Origin of the sequence: Kitasatospora sp. NPDC086009 (assembly GCF_044540385.1) — a bacterium.
GTDB lineage: Bacteria > Actinomycetota > Actinomycetes > Streptomycetales > Streptomycetaceae > Kitasatospora.
On record NZ_JBITSA010000003.1, the window covers coordinates 406,049 to 422,006 of the forward strand.

Consider the following 15,958-nt stretch of genomic DNA (forward strand, 5'->3'; position numbering starts at 1 on the left):
GTACGGTGACGGCGGAGTTCTCCACGACGGACAGCGACGACGAACGGGAGCGGGCCCGATGAGCGCAGAGGTACAGGCCTACCGGGACGGCGGCGTCGGGCGGATCGTGCTCGACCGGCCGAGGGCGATCAACTCCCTGACCCACGACATGATCCGGGCCGTCCGGGCCGCCCTGGACGGCTGGGCGGCGGACGACGCGGTGCGCGCCGTGGTGCTGACCGGCGCCGGTGAGCGCGGCCTCTGCGCGGGGGCGGACATCCGGGCCCTGCACGACGACGCCAAGGCGGGCGGCGCCGGCGCCCGGGCGTTCTTCCGCGACGAGTACCGGCTGAACGCGCTGATCGCCCGCTACCCGAAGCCCTACCTGGCGGTGATGGACGGCATCACCATGGGCGGCGGGGTCGGCCTCTCCGCCCACGGCGCCGTGCGGATCGTCACCGAGCGGTCCGTCGTGGCGATGCCGGAGACCAGGATCGGCCTCGTCCCGGACGTCGGCGGCAGCCTGCTGCTGGCCCGCGCCCCGGGCGAGTCGGGCCTCCACCTCGGGCTCACCTCGGGCTCGATGGGCCCCGGCGACGCCCTGTACTGCGGCTTCGCCGACCACTTCGTGCCCACCGCGCGGATCCCCGCGCTGCTCGCCGCCCTGGCGGGCGCCGCCGGGCTGACCGGCGCCGGCCTCACCGCCGCCGTGGCCGCCCACGCCGCCCCGGCACCGCCCGCCGCCCTGGCCGACCGGCGGCAGTGGATCGACGCCTGCTACGCGGCCGACACCGTCGAGGAGATCGTCGAGCGGCTGCTCGGCTGCGGCGTCCCGGAGGCCAAGGAGGCCGCCGAACAGCTGCTCGGCAACGCCCCCACCGCCGTCAAGGTCACCCTGGCCGCGCTGCGCCGGGCCCGCACGCTGCCCTCCCTGGAGGCGGTGCTCGACCAGGAGTACCGGATCTCCTGCCACGCGCTGACCACGCCGGACCTCGTCGAGGGCATCCGCGCCCAGGTGGTCGACAAGGACCGTGCCCCGCGCTGGTCCCCGGCCGAGCCGGCCGGCGTCACCGCGGCCGAGGTCGACCGCTTCTTCGCCCCGCGCGAGGGCGACGAACTCGGCCTGGCCTGACCGCCGTCGGACCGGCCGGGGCGGCGGACCGGCCCCGGCCGGAGCCGACCCGCCGGACGCCGGAGCCCGTGACCACCGTCTCGCATGGCAAGACTGGCGCGAGGCGGGGGCCGTCGTAGATCGTTGGGTGGTCAGGACGCACCCGGTGTGGTGCCGAGCAGCGGAATGGGAGTCAACGGCGATGACCGAGACCTACGAGACGATCCTGGTCGAGCGCAAGGGGCGGGTCGGGCTGATCACGCTCAACCGGCCGAAGGCGCTGAACGCGCTCAACACCCAGCTGATGAACGAGGTGGTCGCGGCCGCCACCGCGTTCGACCGGGACCCGGAGATCGGCGCCATGGTGATCACCGGCTCGGAGAAGGCCTTCGCGGCCGGCGCCGACATCAAGGAGATGCAGGGCAACGCGTTCCCCGACGTCTACCTGGACGACTGGCTGGGCCCGTGGGACCGGCTCGGCGAGCTGCGCAAGCCGGTCGTCGCGGCGGTGGCCGGCTTCGCCCTCGGCGGCGGCTGCGAGCTGGCGATGCTCTGTGACATCCTGCTGGCCGCCGACACCGCGAAGTTCGGCCAGCCGGAGATCAAGCTCGGGGTCATCCCGGGGATCGGCGGCTCGCAGCGGCTGACCCGCGCGGTCGGCAAGGCCAAGGCGATGGAACTCTGCCTGACCGGCCGGATGATGGGTGCCGAGGAGGCCGAGCGGGCCGGCCTGGTCTCCCGGATCGTCCCGGCCGGCGAGCTGCTCGCCGAGGCGCTGGCCACCGCGGAGACGGTCGCGCGGATGTCCACCCCCGCCGCGATCATGATGAAGGAGAGCGTCAACCGGGCGTTCGAGACCACCCTGGCCGAGGGCGTCCGCTTCGAGCGCCGGCTGTTCCACGCGACCTTCGCCACCGCGGACCAGAAGGAGGGCATGGCGGCCTTCGCCGAGAAGCGCCCGCCGGAGTTCACCCACCGCTGATCCGGCACGGTCGGGGCGGCGGCCGCTCGGCGCCCGCCGCCCCCGACCGTCCGTCAGTTCCCGGCCGCCACAAGGGTGTTGCGCCGGGCGGGCCCGCTGCGGCCGACGGCGACCACGATCCGGTCACCCGCTTCGAGGCGGCAGGTGCGGTCGGCGTGGTTCCGGGTGCAGAGGTGCGGCCTGGCGGCGAGCCGGACGGCGACCACCCGGACGCCGCCCGGGTCCTCCGGGTCGTGCCGGTTCGTCCCGATCAGCCCGCTGCCCTCCTCCGCCCGCAGCTCCGCGATCAGCAGGAGGTGCCGGAACACCGGGAGGGTGCCCAGCACCTCACGCCCCATCAGGGCGGCCCGTGACAACGGACAACGCGGCGTTCCGCTCGGTCTCCTAGCTGTCCGCCCCGGCCGTCGCGTACACGAGGGAGTGCTGGCTGATCGGCTCGCCCGGAGAGGTCCCCCATCCTTCCGACGTCATACCGCCGGACCACATCGACGGCGAGTGATCGGGAGATGTCCTTCCGGTGTCCGGGGGGACATCAGTTCCGTCCCCCGGACGGGCGAACCCGACGGGCGGTGCGCGGCCCCCGCGACGATCGTCAGGAGTGTCCTCCGCCCCTCCCAAGCCGCCAGGAGTACACCACCGTGGTCTCCCCGATCATCACCCCCGACGGTTCGCCGGTCCGGGGCCCGCTCGGAATGCTCGCCAAGGCCGCCTGGCAGGTGCTGCTGCTCGCCGGGCTCGTCTCGCTCGCCCTCGGGATCATCGTCTTCGCCTGGCCGAAGCAGACGCTGATGGTCGTGGGCGTGCTGTTCGGCCTCTACCTGCTGGTCATCGGCATCGTGCAGCTGGTCGCCGCCTTCGGCACCCATGTCACCACCGCGATGCGGGTGCTGGCCTTCATCAGCGGCGCGCTCTGCGTCCTGCTCGGCCTGCTGTGCTTCCGCAGCGCGGTGCAGTCCCTCCTGCTGCTGGCGCTCTGGATCGGCATCGGCTGGCTGTTCCGGGGCATCACCCAGCTCGTCGCCGCGATCTCGGACGCCGACATGCCGGCGCGCGGCTGGCAGGCCTTCGCCGGGGCGGCCAACACCGTGGCCGGCGTGCTGCTGATGGTCTGGCCGGTCGGCTCGATCACCGCCCTGACCGTGCTCGCCGGGTGCTGGCTGCTGTTCCTCGGCCTGATCGAGATCATCACCGCCTTCCAGGTCCGCAGCCGGGCCAAGGAGATCCCGTCCGGCGTCTGACGGCCGCGGCCCCGCGCCCCGGTGGGCGCCCGGCAGCGGGCGCTACGGCACGGGGGCGTAGCCGATCACGAACTCCGCCGCCCGCAGCCGCTCCGGGGTCAGCCGCAGCCCGGTGAGCTCCTCGCCGAGGGCGAAGGCCGCGGGCGTGGTCCGGTCGATGCCGCGCCCCTCGGCCGTGCTGAGGTCGAAGCCGACCGCCGTCAGCAGCTCCGCCACCGCGTCCGCGTCGGCGCCGTCGCGGTCCGCCGGGAAGAGCGGCTCGAAGTGCAGCCGGTGCCGCTCGCCCTCCTGCCAGTGGAAGTGGTCCACCGCGTTGACGTTCCGGAAGTGCGAGACCAGCCTGGAGCCCTCGGCGAGGCGGGGCAGCAGGCCCCAGCTGGTCCCGAGGTAGCCGTTGACCTCCAGGGCCACCGCCCAGCCGTCGAGTTCGGCGACGGCGACGAGCAGCAGCTCCTCGTCGCCGTCGAGCGCCTCGTCGCCGTGGCCGTCGCCGTCCTCGCCGGTGTCGCCGCCGTCCTCGGACCGGTCCCAGGCCGCCAGGACCTCCGGGGTACCGGTGACCCGCCGGCCGGGGGCGGCGCCGAAGCGGCGGAGCAGCTCGCCGGCGGACACCCCCTCGACCATGGTCAGGCAGTACGCCTCCGTGAGGGTGGCGAACTCCCCGGAGTCGAGCCAGGCGTAGTCGCTCGCGTGCGCGGTCATACCGGGATCCTGCCACCCGCCGCCGACAGCTCCCCGGCGGCGGCCGCCCGTCAGCTCCAGGCCGGCGCGTCCGTGCCCCAGCGGCCCGGCGGGCGGGACCAGTCGGCGGGGCCGCCCTGGTAGCCGATCGGCGGGAGCGCGTACCGCAGCCGCCCGTACGGGGAGTCCGCCTCGGTCAGCCAGCGCTGCGGGTCGTAGGGCTCCGCGGCCGCCGGGCCGGGGGCGGCGGGCCCGATGCCGTGCTGCAGCCAGGAGGCGGTACCGGCCAGCGAGAAGCGCAGGTGGCGGCCGCCGGGGCGGCCGGTGCGCTGCTCGGTGAGGGCGCGCAGGACGCCGGCGGCGATCAGGTAGCCCGTCCCGTGGTCGAGCGCCTGGGCGGGCAGCGCGCCGGGGCGGCCGTCGGCACCGGCCTCCGTGACGGCGATGCCGACACCGGCCTGGACCAGGCTGTCGAAGCCGCGGCGCCCGGCCCAGGGGCCGGTCCGGCCCCAGGCGTGGAGCTGGGCGACGGCCAGGCCGGGGCGCCGTTCGAGCAGGGCGTCGGGCGCCAGGCCGAAGGCGTCCAGGGCGCCGGGGCGGTAGCCGGTGACGACGACGTCGGCGGTGGCCAGCAGCTCCTCGAAGACCGCGCGGTCGCCGGGGGCGGCGAGGTCCAGCCGGGTAGAGCGCTTGCCGGAGCCGGTGTCGGCGTGGGCGTCCTCGGCCTCGGGCAGCCGGGGCGAGTCGACCCGCAGGACGTCGGCGCCCAGCAGGGCGAGCGCGCGGGTGGCGACGGGACCGGCGATCACCCGGGTGAGGTCGAGCACGCGGACGCCCTCGGCGGGCAGACCGGCGGGGCCGAGCGGGCGGGCGGCGGCCCCGTCCGTCACCTGGGTCTCGACCAGCGGGACCGCGGGGCCGCCGGCCGGCGCGACGGCCACCGCGAGCGCTCCCGCCCGGTAGGCGCGCTCCTGGATCCACTCGGCCGGGTGCTCGCGCAGCGTCGCGGCCAGCGGTTCGGGGCCGGTGTCGGCGGGCAGTCCGAGCGCGGTGAGCAGCCGGGCCCGGTGGTGCGGGTAGTTGGCGTGGGTGCGGACCCAGCCGTCGGCGGTCTGCCAGAAGCCGGAGAGCGGGGCGAAGCTGACGGGGGCGCGGCCGTCGATCCGCAGGTGGCGTTCGCTGACGAAGGCGGTGGCCACCGCGCCCTGGTCGATCCGGACCGCCGGCACCGGGCCGCCCGACCGCAGCGCGGACAGCTCCCCGGCGGCCAGCGAGCAGGCGGCGACGGTGGCCCGGGCCAGCTGCCGGACCGGCAGCCGGGCGGGCAGCACGTCCTCGGGCCCGTGGAAGGAGACCCGCTCCAGCAGGTCGGCGGGCCCTCCCAGGGCGGCCCAGGCGTGCGCGGTGGGGCCGTCGGGGGCGGCGGCGGGCGGGGTGGCGGGTAGCGGACGCTCTGTCATGCCCGCATTCTGCTCCGGTTCTCAGGCGCTCGCCGTGACGCCCGCCACCAGCATCAGCAGCACCGCGGAGACCATCGTCATCCGCCGGGCGGCCTGCGGGGTGGCGCCGAACCGGCCGCCCAGCCGGCCACTGGCGTGCGCGACCAGGGCGTAGACGACCGCGCAGGCCAGCACGTTGAGCGAGCCGAGCGCGAGCACCTGGCCGCCGACCGGCAGCGCGGCGGCCGGGTCGACGAACTGCGGCACCAGGGAGAGGTAGAGCAGCAGGCCCTTGGGGTTGAGCAGGGCGGTGAGCATGCTCTGGCGCAGCACGGTGGCGGTGGGTTGCGGCGGTGCCTCCGCGAAGGCGGTGGCCCCGCCCCGGCGCAGCGCGAGGAGCATGCCGGCCGCCAGCACGAGCAGGTACCCAGCGCCGACCAGCCGGAGCACGGGCAGGGCGGCGGGCACCGCCCGCAGCGCGGCGGCGAGGCCGGCGCTGGAGAGCAGGGTGTGCACGGCGTATCCGGCGCAGACGCCGGCGACGGCGACCAGTGCGGCGCGGCGGCCCTGGCCGAGGCCGCGGGCGGCGATGTAGAGCCAGTCGGGGCCGGGGGTGCAGACCAGGAGCAGGTCGACCCCCAGGAAGAGGAGGAGGGCGTGCGTGTCCATGGTCGTGACCTGTCGTGTTCGTTCCGGCGCTACGGTCACTGAAGGTAGCCGGAACGGCTCGGCACACGATGGCCACTTCCTGCCCGTTCGGTCCGCGATTTGGCAGAATATTGCGCTATGGACCGTATCGACCGCAGAATCCTCCGCGAGCTCCAGCAGGAGGGCCGCCTCACCAACGCCGAACTGGCCGCCCGGGTGGACCTCACCCCCTCGCCGTGCCTGCGCCGGGTCCGGCAGCTGGAGCAGGACGGCGTGATCCGCGGCTACCGGGCGCTGCTGGACGGCGCGGCGGTGGGCCGCGGCTTCCAGCCCTTCGTGACGATCACCATGCGGCACGAGGACCGGGCGACGGTGGCCGAGTTCGAACACCGGGTGGCGGAGCTGCCCGAGGTGGTGGAGGCGCACCGGCTCTTCGGCGAACCGGACTACCTGCTGCGGATCGCGGTGGCGGACATCGCGGCCTACGAGCGGTTCATCACCGACGTGCTCTCCGGGCTGCCCGGGATCGCCCAGGTGAACTCGCACCTGACCATGAAGCAGGTGAAGGCCGACCGCGGCATCCCGACCGGTGGGTAGCCGCCCACGGGGGGCGGGGCCGCGTCAGAACGTGAAGCGCAGCGCCCGCACCCGGTGGTCGAAGTTGGACGGGATCAGCTCCGGCTCGCCCACCGAGCGGGCCTGCGGCAGGCGGGTGAAGAGCTCCCGGTAGAGCACCTTCATCTCCTGCCGGGCGAGGTGCGCACCCAGGCAGTAGTGCGGCCCGCCACCGCCGAAGCCGAGGTGGGGGTTGGGGGTGCGGGTGATGTCGAAGGCGTCCGGGTCGGTGAAGACGCTCTCGTCGCGGTTGGCGGAGCCGAAGAAGAGCACCGCCTTCTCCCCCGCCCGCAGCAGGGGGCCCTCGGGGCCGCCCAGCCGGTGGTCGACGGCCAGGGTGCGGCGGAACTGGATGATCGGCGTCGCGTGGCGGACGATCTCGTCCACCGCGCCGCCGAGGTGGCGGTCCGGGTCGCCGAGCAGCAGGGCCCGCTGCTCGGGGTGGACGGTGAGCAGGTGCAGGCCGTGGGCCAGTGCGTTGCGGGTGGTCTCGACACCGGCGACCAGCAGCAGGGAGAAGAACGCGCCGAGCTCCCGGCCGGTCAGCCGGCGGCCGTCGACGTCGGCGGTGACCAGGGCGGAGATGAGGTCGTCGGTGGGCCGGCGGCGCCGCTCCCGGCCGAGTTCGGCGACCATGCCCTGCATCCGGGCGAGCGCCCGCAGGCCCCGCCCGGGCACCCGGATCCGGCTGCGCAGCGGCCGGGCCACCCCGGTGTTCTCGGAGGCGTGGTTGACCTGGTCGAGGATCGCGCGGCGGGGCTCCTCCGGGATGCCCATCATGTTGCAGATGACCTGGAAGGGGAGCTCGGCGGCGACCGAGGTGACGAAGTCCTCGGGCCGGTCCCGTGCCACCCGGTCGATCAGTCGGGCGGCGACCAGGCGGATGTCGTCCTCGACCCGGGCGATCAGGCGCGGCGTGAACGCCCGGGAGACGATCCGGCGCAGCTGGGCGTGGCGGGGGTCGTCCAGGTTGACCATCGAGTCGCCGAACAGCACCCGGACCCAGCGGGCGGGTTCGGGGGTGGTGACCCCGGGACCACTGAGGAACACCGCGGGGGTGCGGCTGGCCTCGACCACGTCGGCGTGCCGGACCAGGGCGTGGTAGCCCTTGGCGCCCTTGGCACTCCTGCCGCTCCTGGCGCCCTTGGCGCCGCCGGCCCGCTCCCCGGCCCGTTCGCCGACGAAGACCGGGCCGGGGAGTCGGCGCAGCTCGGCGAAGGCGGCGGCCCGGGCCGGCGCGGGCAGCTGCCAGAACCCGGGGTCGGCAAGGTCGACGGCGGGGGTGTCCGTCGCGGCCACTGTGCCCATGCCGGGCCTCCTGTCCTGTCGGTGCCCACATTTAGTCAGCACCGACCGGCAGGGTGTCAAACCGCAACTACCATGCGATGAAACGATATTCAGACGCGCGCATGCGAGGTGATGTCCGCGCCGAACTCCTCGATCATCGCCGGGGTGACGGTCGGCCGGGCCCGGGCGATGGCCGCCAGGTAGTCCTCGGTGCTCGCCCCGTCGGCGGCGTCCGGCCCCGTCGCGGCGGGGTCCGGCCCTGTCACGGCGGCTCCGGCCGGGTCCGCTCCGGCGGGGTCCGCTCCGGCGAGGTCCCGTTCGAAGGCCGCCTGGGCGGCGACCCGGGCGGCGTGCTCGATGTCCGCCGGGGTGAACAGCTCGCTCGCCCCCACCAGCGCGTCGAGGTCCACGTCCGCCCGGCCGGCCGCGTACCGGGACCAGATGGCGGAGCGCGCGGCCGGGTCCGGAGTGCCGATCGGGATCAGGTAGTCGAAGCGGCCCGGGCGCAGGAACGCCGGGTCCAGCGAGCGGATCGAGTTGGTCGCGCAGACCAGCAGCCGTTCCTCGCCCTCCCGGAACCCCGGGATGAGCTTGAGCAGCTCGTTGGTGACGCCGTGCATGCCGCCCTGGACGCCCTCGGTGCGCAACGGCGCGATCTCCTCCACCTCGTCGATGAAGACCAGCGCGCGCTCCAGCCGACCGATCCGGGCGAAGGCGTCGCGCAGCGCGGCCGCCAGGTTGCCCTCGTCGGCCAGCCGGGACGGCAGCAGTTCGACGAACGGCCAGCCGAGCCGGGAGGCGATCGCCCGGGCGAAGGTCGTCTTGCCGGTACCGGGCGGTCCGAACAGGGCGATCGCGCGCGGCGGGCGCACACCGTGCCGGGCGGCCCGCTCGGGCTCGGCGAGCGGCGCCACCACCCGGCGCTCGATCAGGTTCTTCTCGGTCTCCATCCCGGCCACCTTGGCCCAGAGGTCGCCCGGCAGCAGCCGGCCGCCGAGTTCCTCCAGGAGTCCGCTCGCCGCGCCAGCCTGCGGCTCGTCCTTCTCGAAGTAGGCGGCCGCGGGGCGGCGGGTGTAGCCGGCGTTGTGCAGGCCCTCGCCGAGCAGTTCCTCCTCGGGCAGCACGTAGGCGATGCGGCGCACCCGGCAGGCCACCAGCCGGCGCTCCAGCTCGCGCAGCAGCGAACTCGCCAGGCCCCGGCCGCGCCAGGCCGGCGCGATCGCGATCCGCATCACCCAGGCGCGCTCGCCCGCCACGCAGGCGAGCGCGGCACCGATCGGCGCCCCCTGGTGCACGGCGACCACGGCCGGCTGGCGCGAGGTCAGCGCGCTGATGCACTCCGCCAGGGAGAACACCGACTCCTGGCCGAGCTCCGCCGTGGTGTCGATCAAGTGGACCACCGCCGCGAGATCGTCCTCGCGATAGTCGTGAACCAGCCAGTACATCGGCCCGCCCGCCTCTCCGTGCTCACCGGCCCGTGCCGTCGTCGACCGGCGGCGCGGCGCCGCGCGGTGCCCAGACGGTACGGGCGGGCGCGGGCGGCGGTCCCGTGCCGGAACGGACAAGCCGGGGCCGGGCAACCGTACGAACCGCCTCTGGCGCGCCGCCCTCGGGGGCCGGCGACGGCCGTGCACCGGCCGGGCGGCGGCGGTCCGGCCGACCCCGGTCGACTGCCCCGGTCGACTGCCCCTCCGATCACCCGTCCGATCGCTTGGCCGATTGCCCGGACGGGCAGCCGGGACCGGGCGGCCGGGCATGCTCTCACGGGGCCGAACCGGCCAATACCCGAGGGCGCGGTCCTGGCCCGCCGGGGCGAATGCGACGATGAGTGTCATCGTGATGACCGACCGAATCCGCGCACTGCGCGCCGTGGTCTTCGCCGCGCTCTGCGTGGCGCTGGCCGCCGCGGCGCACGTCACCATGGCCGGCGCCGGCGTCTCCCCGCCGGTCCTGGCGGGCGCCTTCGGTCTCACCCTCGGCTTCGGCTGGCTGCTGGCCGGCAAGCGGCGGGGGCTCGGTCCGATCAGTGTCTGGATGGTCGCCGCGCAGAGCGCGCTGCACCTGATGTTCGAACAGGCCGGGGCCCTGGCCGCCGACCGCGGCGGGTTCGGCCGCATCGCCACGACGGACTGGGCCGGCCTGCTGCTCTGCAATCCGGACCAGACGCCCACCGGGCTCTCCCCCGCCGACCTGGCCCGGATGGCCGGGATCGACCCCGACGTGCCGCCCGCCACGGGCGTCCGCGTCCTGACCGGGACGCACCACCACGGCACCGCGGCCGCGGTGGGCCCGCCTCCGGCCACGGCCGCCGCGGACCACGGGCTGGCGGGCCTGACCGGCGGGTCCGGCCTGTCCGGCGACGCGGCCGGGCTGTCCGGAGCCTCGGGGATGCCGGGGATGCCGGGGATGTCCGGCCACGACCTGGCGGCCCACTCCATGTCGGCCGGGATGCTCACCGCCCACCTGCTCGCCGCACTCGCCTGCGCGCTGCTGCTCCGGCGCGGCGAGACGGCGCTGACCCGGCTGTTCGAACTGCTCGGAGCACTCGGCACCGTGCTGGCCGGGGTCCTGCCGCTCCCGGTGCTCGCCCTGCTCACCCGACCGCGCGGCTTCGAGCCGCCGGTCCCGCCCCGGCCTGCCGCCCGTCGCGCCCGCCCGCCCCGACCGGTCCTGCTCTCGCACGCCCTCGTCCGGCGCGGGCCGCCGTCCTTCGCTGCCGCCTGCTGACGCGCCCGCCGCCCGACGCCGTTCCGGTGTCCGCGCCGCGGTGGGCAGGTCGCCCCGCGCCGTGGCCGTAGGCCGCGCCGCCGGGGCCCGGGCCCGCACGCCCCGCCGCCCCCTGCCGGGACACGGCGATCCGTGCGCGTCCACCGACGCCGAGCGCGCCGCCCGCAGCGGCCGCCGCTCCCGAGCACTCTCCTCAGGACCTCTTCATGCCTGACTACGACGGCGCACCGGCCTCGCCCGGCGCCACCGTCCTACCGCTCCGGCCCCGACCCGTCGTCCCCCTGCCCGGGACCGCCCGTCACGCCGGGACCGCCCGCACCCGACCCGCGCCCGCCCAGGCTCGCGAGCAGGTTCGCCGACCATGCCGCCGAGGGGCCGTCCGGGTCGATCCCCGTCGTGCGACCGCGCAGCCGTTCCGCCTGCTCCTGCCAGCCGCGGCAGGCCTCGCAGCGCGCGAGGTGCTTGTCCAGCCGCCGGTCCGGCAGACCGGTCGGCTCACCGTCGAGACGGGCGGACAGAGCAGTACGGAACTGGGCGCATCTCATGTGACCATCGTCCCGCACCGGGCCCCGGGCCGGACCGACCGGGTGGGGGTCCGGCATGGATGACGAGCAGCTGACCGCGCTGGCCCTCGCCGCCCGCGCGGGCCGGCCGGCCGACGTCGAGGCCTTCGTCATGGCCACCCAGCGGGACGTGTGGCGGTTCGTCGCCCATCTGACCGACGTGCAGTCCGCCGACGACCTCGCCCAGGAGACCTTCCTGCGCGCGCTGCGGAGCCTGCCCGGTTTCGCCGGCCGCTCCTCCGCCCGCACCTGGCTGCTGTCGATCGCCCGGCGGACCGTCATCGACCGCTACCGCACCGCCGCCGCCCGCCCGCGCTGCGCCGCCCTGCCGGACTGGGAGGAGGCCGCCGAACGGCAGAGCGCCCCGCCCGCCGCCGGGTTCGAGGACGGCGTCGCGCTCGGCGACCTGCTCGACCGGGTGCCCGCGCAGCGCCGGGAGGCCTTCGTGCTCACCCAGGTGGTCGGCCTGAGCTACGCCGAGGCCGCCGCGGTGGCCGGCTGCCCGGTCGGCACCGTCCGCTCCCGGGTCGCCCGGGCCCGCGAGGAACTGATCGCCCGCCTGCGGGCGGCCGAGGCCGGCGACCCGGCGTCCCCGGGACCGGCCACCCCGCTGGCCGCCGCCTGCTGACGCCGCGCCACCGGCCCGGTCGGCGCGTCCGGGCCCGGTTCCTCCCTCATCGGGGAAAGGAACCGGGCGGGCGCGCCGACCGGGCCCGGGGCCGGAGCGTCAGGCCTGGGCGCGGAAGGCGGCGGGGCGCTCGGGCGAGGCCTCGGCCAGCGCCTTGACGACCGCGTCCACGCCGGCCCGCAGACCGTAGACGGGGGTGTCGGGCTGCTGGCGCCAGGAGTCGTCCAGACCGCCCGCGTCCACGCTGTCGAAGCCCAGCTCGTCGATCAGGGCCCGGACGACGCGCTTGGCGGCCTCGTCGTCACCGGCCACCGGGAGCGCCAGCCGGTCCGGGTCGCCCTGCGGGCGCGGCCGCTCCAGCAGGTCCTCGGCGTAGGTGCCGTTGAAGGCCTTCACCACCGGGTGCCCGAGGTGGCCCTCCGTCCACCGGCTCTCGGTCTGCCCCTCCTCGATGGCCGCGATCCGGCCGTCCCGCTGCTGCGGGTAGTAGTTGCCAGTGTCGATCACGACGAAGCCCTCGGCCGCGCCGTCGAACAGGCCGGACGGCAGGTCCGGCACGTTCTTCAGCGGCACCGTCACCACCACGATCTCGGCGCCGCGCGCCGCCTCCGTCGCGGCGACCGGCGTGGCGCCGGTCTCCTCGGCCAGCGCGGCCAGGGTCTGCGGGCCGCGCGAGTTGGCCACGGACACCTCGTGCCCGAGGGCGGTGAGCCGACGGGTGAGGTTGCCGCCGATGTTGCCCGCGCCGATGATGCCGATCTTCATGATGATCCTTCCGGTCCTGCCGCGATCATGCGTCGTGCCTGGCTGCAACCCCGGAACGGACCGGGCTATTTCCCCGTGCCGCCATCGGAGCGACCCCCGTGCCGCCGTCCGACCGACTCGCGTCCCTGCCGGACCGGCACCGGGCCGACGGGGTCGATCGTGCCGGGAGAACCGGGGCCGGGGCCCAACCAGGGTTGAACAGGCGCTGAACCAGGGGCTTCCTAGATCACTAGTGGTCTAGACCAGCCATCCGGTCGCCACATTCCGGCCAACCGGGAAATTCCCTCAGGTGTTCGGAACCGGAGCTCCCCCGCCCCCGACTGCTGTACCGGACGCCGCCGACGAGGCGGTGTCGCACGGCACGGCAAGCGGAGGAGGACCCATGGCAGCGCGACAGGCGCCGGCCACCGGCGGACCGGGTGACGGTCCGGCAGAGCCGCCGGACCGGTGGATCCTGGTCGTGGCGGCCGGGCTGCTCTCGTTCGTGGCGATGCTCGACATGAACGTCGTCAACCTGGCGCTCACCGACATAGCCGCCGGACTGCACGTCTCGTCGACCACCGCCCAGTGGGCCGTCCTCGGCTACCAGCTCCCGCTGGTGGCGCTGCTGCTGCCGGCCGGGCGCTGGCTCGGCCAGGTCGGCGCCCGGTCCGCCCTGCTGCTGGCCGTCAGCTGCTTCGCGCTCTGCAGCGTGCTCGCCGCCGTCGCCCCGTGGGCGGGCTGGCTGATCGCGGCGCGGCTCGCCCAGGGCGCCTTCGGTGCGGTGCTGTTCGTGCTGATGCCGGTGCTGGCCGCCACCGCCGTCCGGCCCCAGCTGCGCGGCCGGGCGATGAGCGTCCCCGCCACCCTCGGCCCGCTCGGCGCCGTCACCGGGCCGGTGCTCGGCGGCCTGCTGCTCGACCACGTCGGCTGGCGGGCCATCTTCCTGGTCAAGCTGCCGGTCTGTCTGGTCGCCCTGGCGATCGCCTACCGGCACGCCCCGCGGGGCGGCCGGCTGCGCCTGCCCGACCGGGGCTCCCTCGGCGACGCCGCGCTGATCGGCTCGGCCGTGGCCGCCGTCATGCTCGGGCTCACCCTCGCCCCCGACCGGCCCGGCCTGCTGCTGCTCGCCCTGCCCGCCGCCCCGCTGGTGGCGCTCTGGCTGCGCCGGCCCGGCGGGCGGCCGGTCACCGCCGTGCTGCGCGCCTCCGGTACCGCGGGCGTGAACGGCTCGGTGTTGGCCCTGGCCGCCGGCTTCGCCGCCACCCACTACCTGCTCGCCCAGCACCTGCGCCGGGACGACGGGATCAGCGCCACCACCACCGCCCTGACCATGCTGGCGTTCCCGCTGGGCATGGTGCTCGCCGGCCGCTTCGGCGGGCGGCTGGCCGACCGCTGGGGCGCCCGGCCCACCGCGCTGACCGGCGCCGTCGTCACCGCCACCGGTCTGCTGCTGCTCGTCCCGCTGGACTCCGGCTGGACGCCGGCCGACATCTCCTGGCGGCTCGCGCTCGCCGGGGCCGGCATGGGCCTCAACGGCGGCCCGGTGCAGGCCCTGGTGATGAGCGCCGCCCCCACTGGGCAACTGGCCACCGCCGGCTCCGTCGTCCAGCTCTCCCGCAGCCTCGGGTTCGCCCTCGGCCCGGCCCTCGGCACCTCCGCCGCCCTGGTCGGCGGCAGCGGCCCCACGGCCGGCCGCGCCGGACTCGTCCTCGCCACGCTGGCCGCCACCACGGCCGTGGCCCTCCTCGCCCTGCACCACCGCGCCCACCGCGCCGCCCGCGCCGCGCTCCCCCCGCTCCCCGAGCAGGCCGGGAGCACCGACGGGGCGAGCGGCGCCGACAGCACGACGCGCTCCAGAGCCTGACGAAGCGCCCTCGCGCGCACCACCGATCCCGACCGGAGGACCCCGCATGACCGACACCGTCCACGACCCGACCGCCGCCGGCCCGGCGGACACCCCGCGCTGCCCGTTCGGTTACGACGAACTCCCGGACCCGGTACCGCTGTACGGGCCCGCGTACAAGAGCGACCCCTATCCGCTCTACCGGCGGATGCGGGAGGCCGGGCCGGTCCACCGGGTCCGGTTCCCCAGCGGGATCGCCGCCTGGCTGGTGACCGGCTACCGGGCCGCCCACGAGACCCTCAACGACCCGCGGCTCGGCAAGAACCACGCCCTCGGCAACGAGGGCTGGCGCCGGCTCGCCTCGATCATGCCCGAGCCGCAGCACTCCCAGCTCCAGGTCCACCTGCTGCACCAGGACCCGCCGAAGCACACGCAGATGCGCCGGCTCGTCCTGGACGCCTTCGCGCCGCGCCGGGTGGAGTCCCTGCGGCCGCGCGTCCAGGAGCTCGCCGACGCCCTGGTCGACGAGCTGCCCGGGACCGGCGGCGCCGACCTGGTGGCCGGCTTCGCGGCCCACTACCCCTTCCGGGTGCTCGCCGAAGTCATCGGACTACCCCTGGAGTTGGCCGCCCGCTTCGACCGGGACTGGGGCAAGGTCGTCCAGCCGGTCGGCCCGCAGGACCCGGGCCGGCCGGCCTACGAGGGCCGGCTGCGCGGCCTCCAGGGGTACATCGCCGACGTGGTGGCCCACAAGCGCGCCCACCACGACCCCGCCGGGCCCGACACGGACCTGCTCGGCCGGCTCGTCGCCGCCTGCGACGCGGGCGAGTTGACCCCCGAGGAGCGCGACTCGATCGTGTTCCAGCTGCTGGTGGCCGGCCAGGAGCCGGTCACCAACCAGATCACCACCATGCTGATCACCCTGCTGCGCCACCCCGAGCAGCTCGCCCGGCTGCGCGACGGTATCGCCGCCGACCCGGGCCTGCTCACCCGCGCGGTGGAGGAACTGCTGCGTCACGACGCCGCGTTCGAGCTCACCACCTGGCGCTTCTTCGCCGAGGACAGCGACCTGTACGGCACGACCGTCCCCGCCGGCGACTCCGTGATCGTCTCGCTCTGCGCCGCCAACCGCGACGACGAGCAGTTCCCCGAGGCCGACGTCCTCGACTTCGACCGCACCCCCAACGCCCACCTGGCCTTCGGCCACGGCATCCACTACTGCCCCGGCGCGGCCCTGGCCCGGCTCGAACTCCAGATCGCCCTCGCCACCCTGCTCACCCGGCTGCCCGGACTGCGGCCGTCCACCGAGGACGGCGCGGGCATCGACGCGCTCACCTGGGTGCCCGCCGTGCTCGCCCGGGGCGTGAACCGCCTCCCGGTCGCCTACGACCGGCGGGTCTGACCGCCCCGAAGCCCCCGCACTCCCTCCCGTCGTCCCGGCGGCCACCGCCGGGCGTGGCTCCCGCCTGC

16 protein-coding genes are annotated in these 15,958 nt (G+C 75.8%); 8 read left to right on the forward strand and 8 right to left on the reverse strand.

Annotation, left to right across the window (positions count from 1 at the left end):
- The first annotated feature begins 58 nt into the window (after positions 1–58).
- Complete coding sequence (locus ACIF6L_RS10995) at positions 59–1,111, forward strand: enoyl-CoA hydratase/isomerase family protein (RefSeq protein ID WP_396487963.1); 1,053 nt, start codon at positions 59–61, stop codon at positions 1,109–1,111.
- Positions 1,112–1,292: 181 nt separating this feature from the next.
- Positions 1,293–2,072, forward strand: coding sequence for an enoyl-CoA hydratase (locus tag ACIF6L_RS11000; RefSeq protein WP_396487965.1), 780 nt, complete (start codon positions 1,293–1,295; stop codon positions 2,070–2,072).
- Between the two features lie 53 nt (positions 2,073–2,125).
- Here the strand turns inward: ACIF6L_RS11000 and ACIF6L_RS11005 are convergent, their stop codons facing one another.
- The gene (locus ACIF6L_RS11005; RefSeq protein WP_396487967.1) at positions 2,126–2,398 is read right to left on the reverse strand and encodes a hypothetical protein; all 273 of its coding nucleotides are present in this window, start codon (positions 2,396–2,398) and stop codon (positions 2,126–2,128) included.
- 312 nt (positions 2,399–2,710) lie between these two features.
- Here ACIF6L_RS11005 and ACIF6L_RS11010 point away from each other — a divergent pair, with 312 nt between their 5' ends.
- Positions 2,711–3,310 (forward strand): HdeD family acid-resistance protein, encoded by a 600-nt coding sequence (locus ACIF6L_RS11010; protein WP_329490438.1) that lies wholly within the window; start codon positions 2,711–2,713, stop codon positions 3,308–3,310.
- A gap of 42 nt (positions 3,311–3,352) precedes the next feature.
- Here ACIF6L_RS11010 and ACIF6L_RS11015 read toward each other — a convergent pair whose 3' ends face one another.
- Genes ACIF6L_RS11015 through ACIF6L_RS11025 form a run of 3 tightly spaced genes read right to left on the reverse strand, consistent with a single transcriptional unit; the run spans position 3,353 to position 6,099 of the window.
- A complete protein-coding gene (locus tag ACIF6L_RS11015) occupies positions 3,353–4,012 on the reverse strand; it encodes a DUF6461 domain-containing protein (RefSeq protein WP_396487969.1) in 660 nt (219 codons plus the stop codon).
- 50 nt (positions 4,013–4,062) lie between these two features.
- Positions 4,063–5,451, reverse strand: a complete 1,389-nt coding sequence (locus ACIF6L_RS11020; protein WP_396487971.1) for a CoA transferase — start codon at positions 5,449–5,451, stop codon at positions 4,063–4,065.
- 21 nt (positions 5,452–5,472) lie between these two features.
- Positions 5,473–6,099, reverse strand: a complete 627-nt coding sequence (locus tag ACIF6L_RS11025) for a LysE family translocator (RefSeq protein ID WP_396487972.1) — start codon at positions 6,097–6,099, stop codon at positions 5,473–5,475.
- Positions 6,100–6,216: 117 nt separating this feature from the next.
- Between ACIF6L_RS11025 and ACIF6L_RS11030 the strand changes: the two genes are divergently transcribed.
- A complete protein-coding gene (locus ACIF6L_RS11030; protein ID WP_329490434.1) occupies positions 6,217–6,675 on the forward strand; it encodes an Lrp/AsnC family transcriptional regulator in 459 nt (152 codons plus the stop codon).
- A gap of 24 nt (positions 6,676–6,699) precedes the next feature.
- Here the strand turns inward: ACIF6L_RS11030 and ACIF6L_RS11035 are convergent, their stop codons facing one another.
- Positions 6,700–8,001 carry a cytochrome P450 gene (locus tag ACIF6L_RS11035; RefSeq protein WP_396487974.1) on the reverse strand — a complete coding sequence of 434 codons (1,302 nt, stop codon included), beginning with the start codon at positions 7,999–8,001 and terminating at the stop codon, positions 6,700–6,702.
- An 89-nt stretch (positions 8,002–8,090) separates the two neighbouring features.
- Positions 8,091–9,425: a bifunctional GNAT family N-acetyltransferase/ATP-binding protein gene (locus ACIF6L_RS11040; RefSeq protein ID WP_359804194.1), complete on the reverse strand. Its 1,335-nt coding sequence runs from the start codon at positions 9,423–9,425 to the stop codon at positions 8,091–8,093.
- Positions 9,426–9,819: 394 nt separating this feature from the next.
- On the opposite strand from ACIF6L_RS11040, the gene ACIF6L_RS11045 reads away from it, so the two are divergent.
- Positions 9,820–10,707 (forward strand): hypothetical protein, encoded by an 888-nt coding sequence (locus ACIF6L_RS11045; protein WP_396487977.1) that lies wholly within the window; start codon positions 9,820–9,822, stop codon positions 10,705–10,707.
- A 251-nt stretch (positions 10,708–10,958) separates the two neighbouring features.
- On the opposite strand, the gene ACIF6L_RS11050 is transcribed toward ACIF6L_RS11045, so the two are convergent.
- Positions 10,959–11,252 carry a zf-HC2 domain-containing protein gene (locus ACIF6L_RS11050; RefSeq protein ID WP_329490430.1) on the reverse strand — a complete coding sequence of 98 codons (294 nt, stop codon included), beginning with the start codon at positions 11,250–11,252 and terminating at the stop codon, positions 10,959–10,961.
- A 55-nt stretch (positions 11,253–11,307) separates the two neighbouring features.
- On the opposite strand from ACIF6L_RS11050, the gene ACIF6L_RS11055 reads away from it, so the two are divergent.
- Positions 11,308–11,898 carry a sigma-70 family RNA polymerase sigma factor gene (locus ACIF6L_RS11055; protein WP_329490429.1) on the forward strand — a complete coding sequence of 197 codons (591 nt, stop codon included), beginning with the start codon at positions 11,308–11,310 and terminating at the stop codon, positions 11,896–11,898.
- A gap of 99 nt (positions 11,899–11,997) precedes the next feature.
- Here ACIF6L_RS11055 and ACIF6L_RS11060 read toward each other — a convergent pair whose 3' ends face one another.
- On the reverse strand, positions 11,998–12,663 hold the full coding sequence (locus ACIF6L_RS11060) for an NAD(P)-binding domain-containing protein (protein WP_359804192.1): 666 nt from the start codon (positions 12,661–12,663) through the stop codon (positions 11,998–12,000).
- 382 nt (positions 12,664–13,045) lie between these two features.
- On the opposite strand from ACIF6L_RS11060, the gene ACIF6L_RS11065 reads away from it, so the two are divergent.
- Together ACIF6L_RS11065 and ACIF6L_RS11070 are read left to right on the forward strand one after the other, a co-directional pair.
- Positions 13,046–14,509, forward strand: a complete 1,464-nt coding sequence (locus ACIF6L_RS11065) for an MFS transporter (RefSeq protein ID WP_396487980.1) — start codon at positions 13,046–13,048, stop codon at positions 14,507–14,509.
- A 46-nt stretch (positions 14,510–14,555) separates the two neighbouring features.
- On the forward strand, positions 14,556–15,890 hold the full coding sequence (locus tag ACIF6L_RS11070) for a cytochrome P450 (protein WP_396487982.1): 1,335 nt from the start codon (positions 14,556–14,558) through the stop codon (positions 15,888–15,890).
- Positions 15,891–15,958 lie beyond the last annotated feature (68 nt).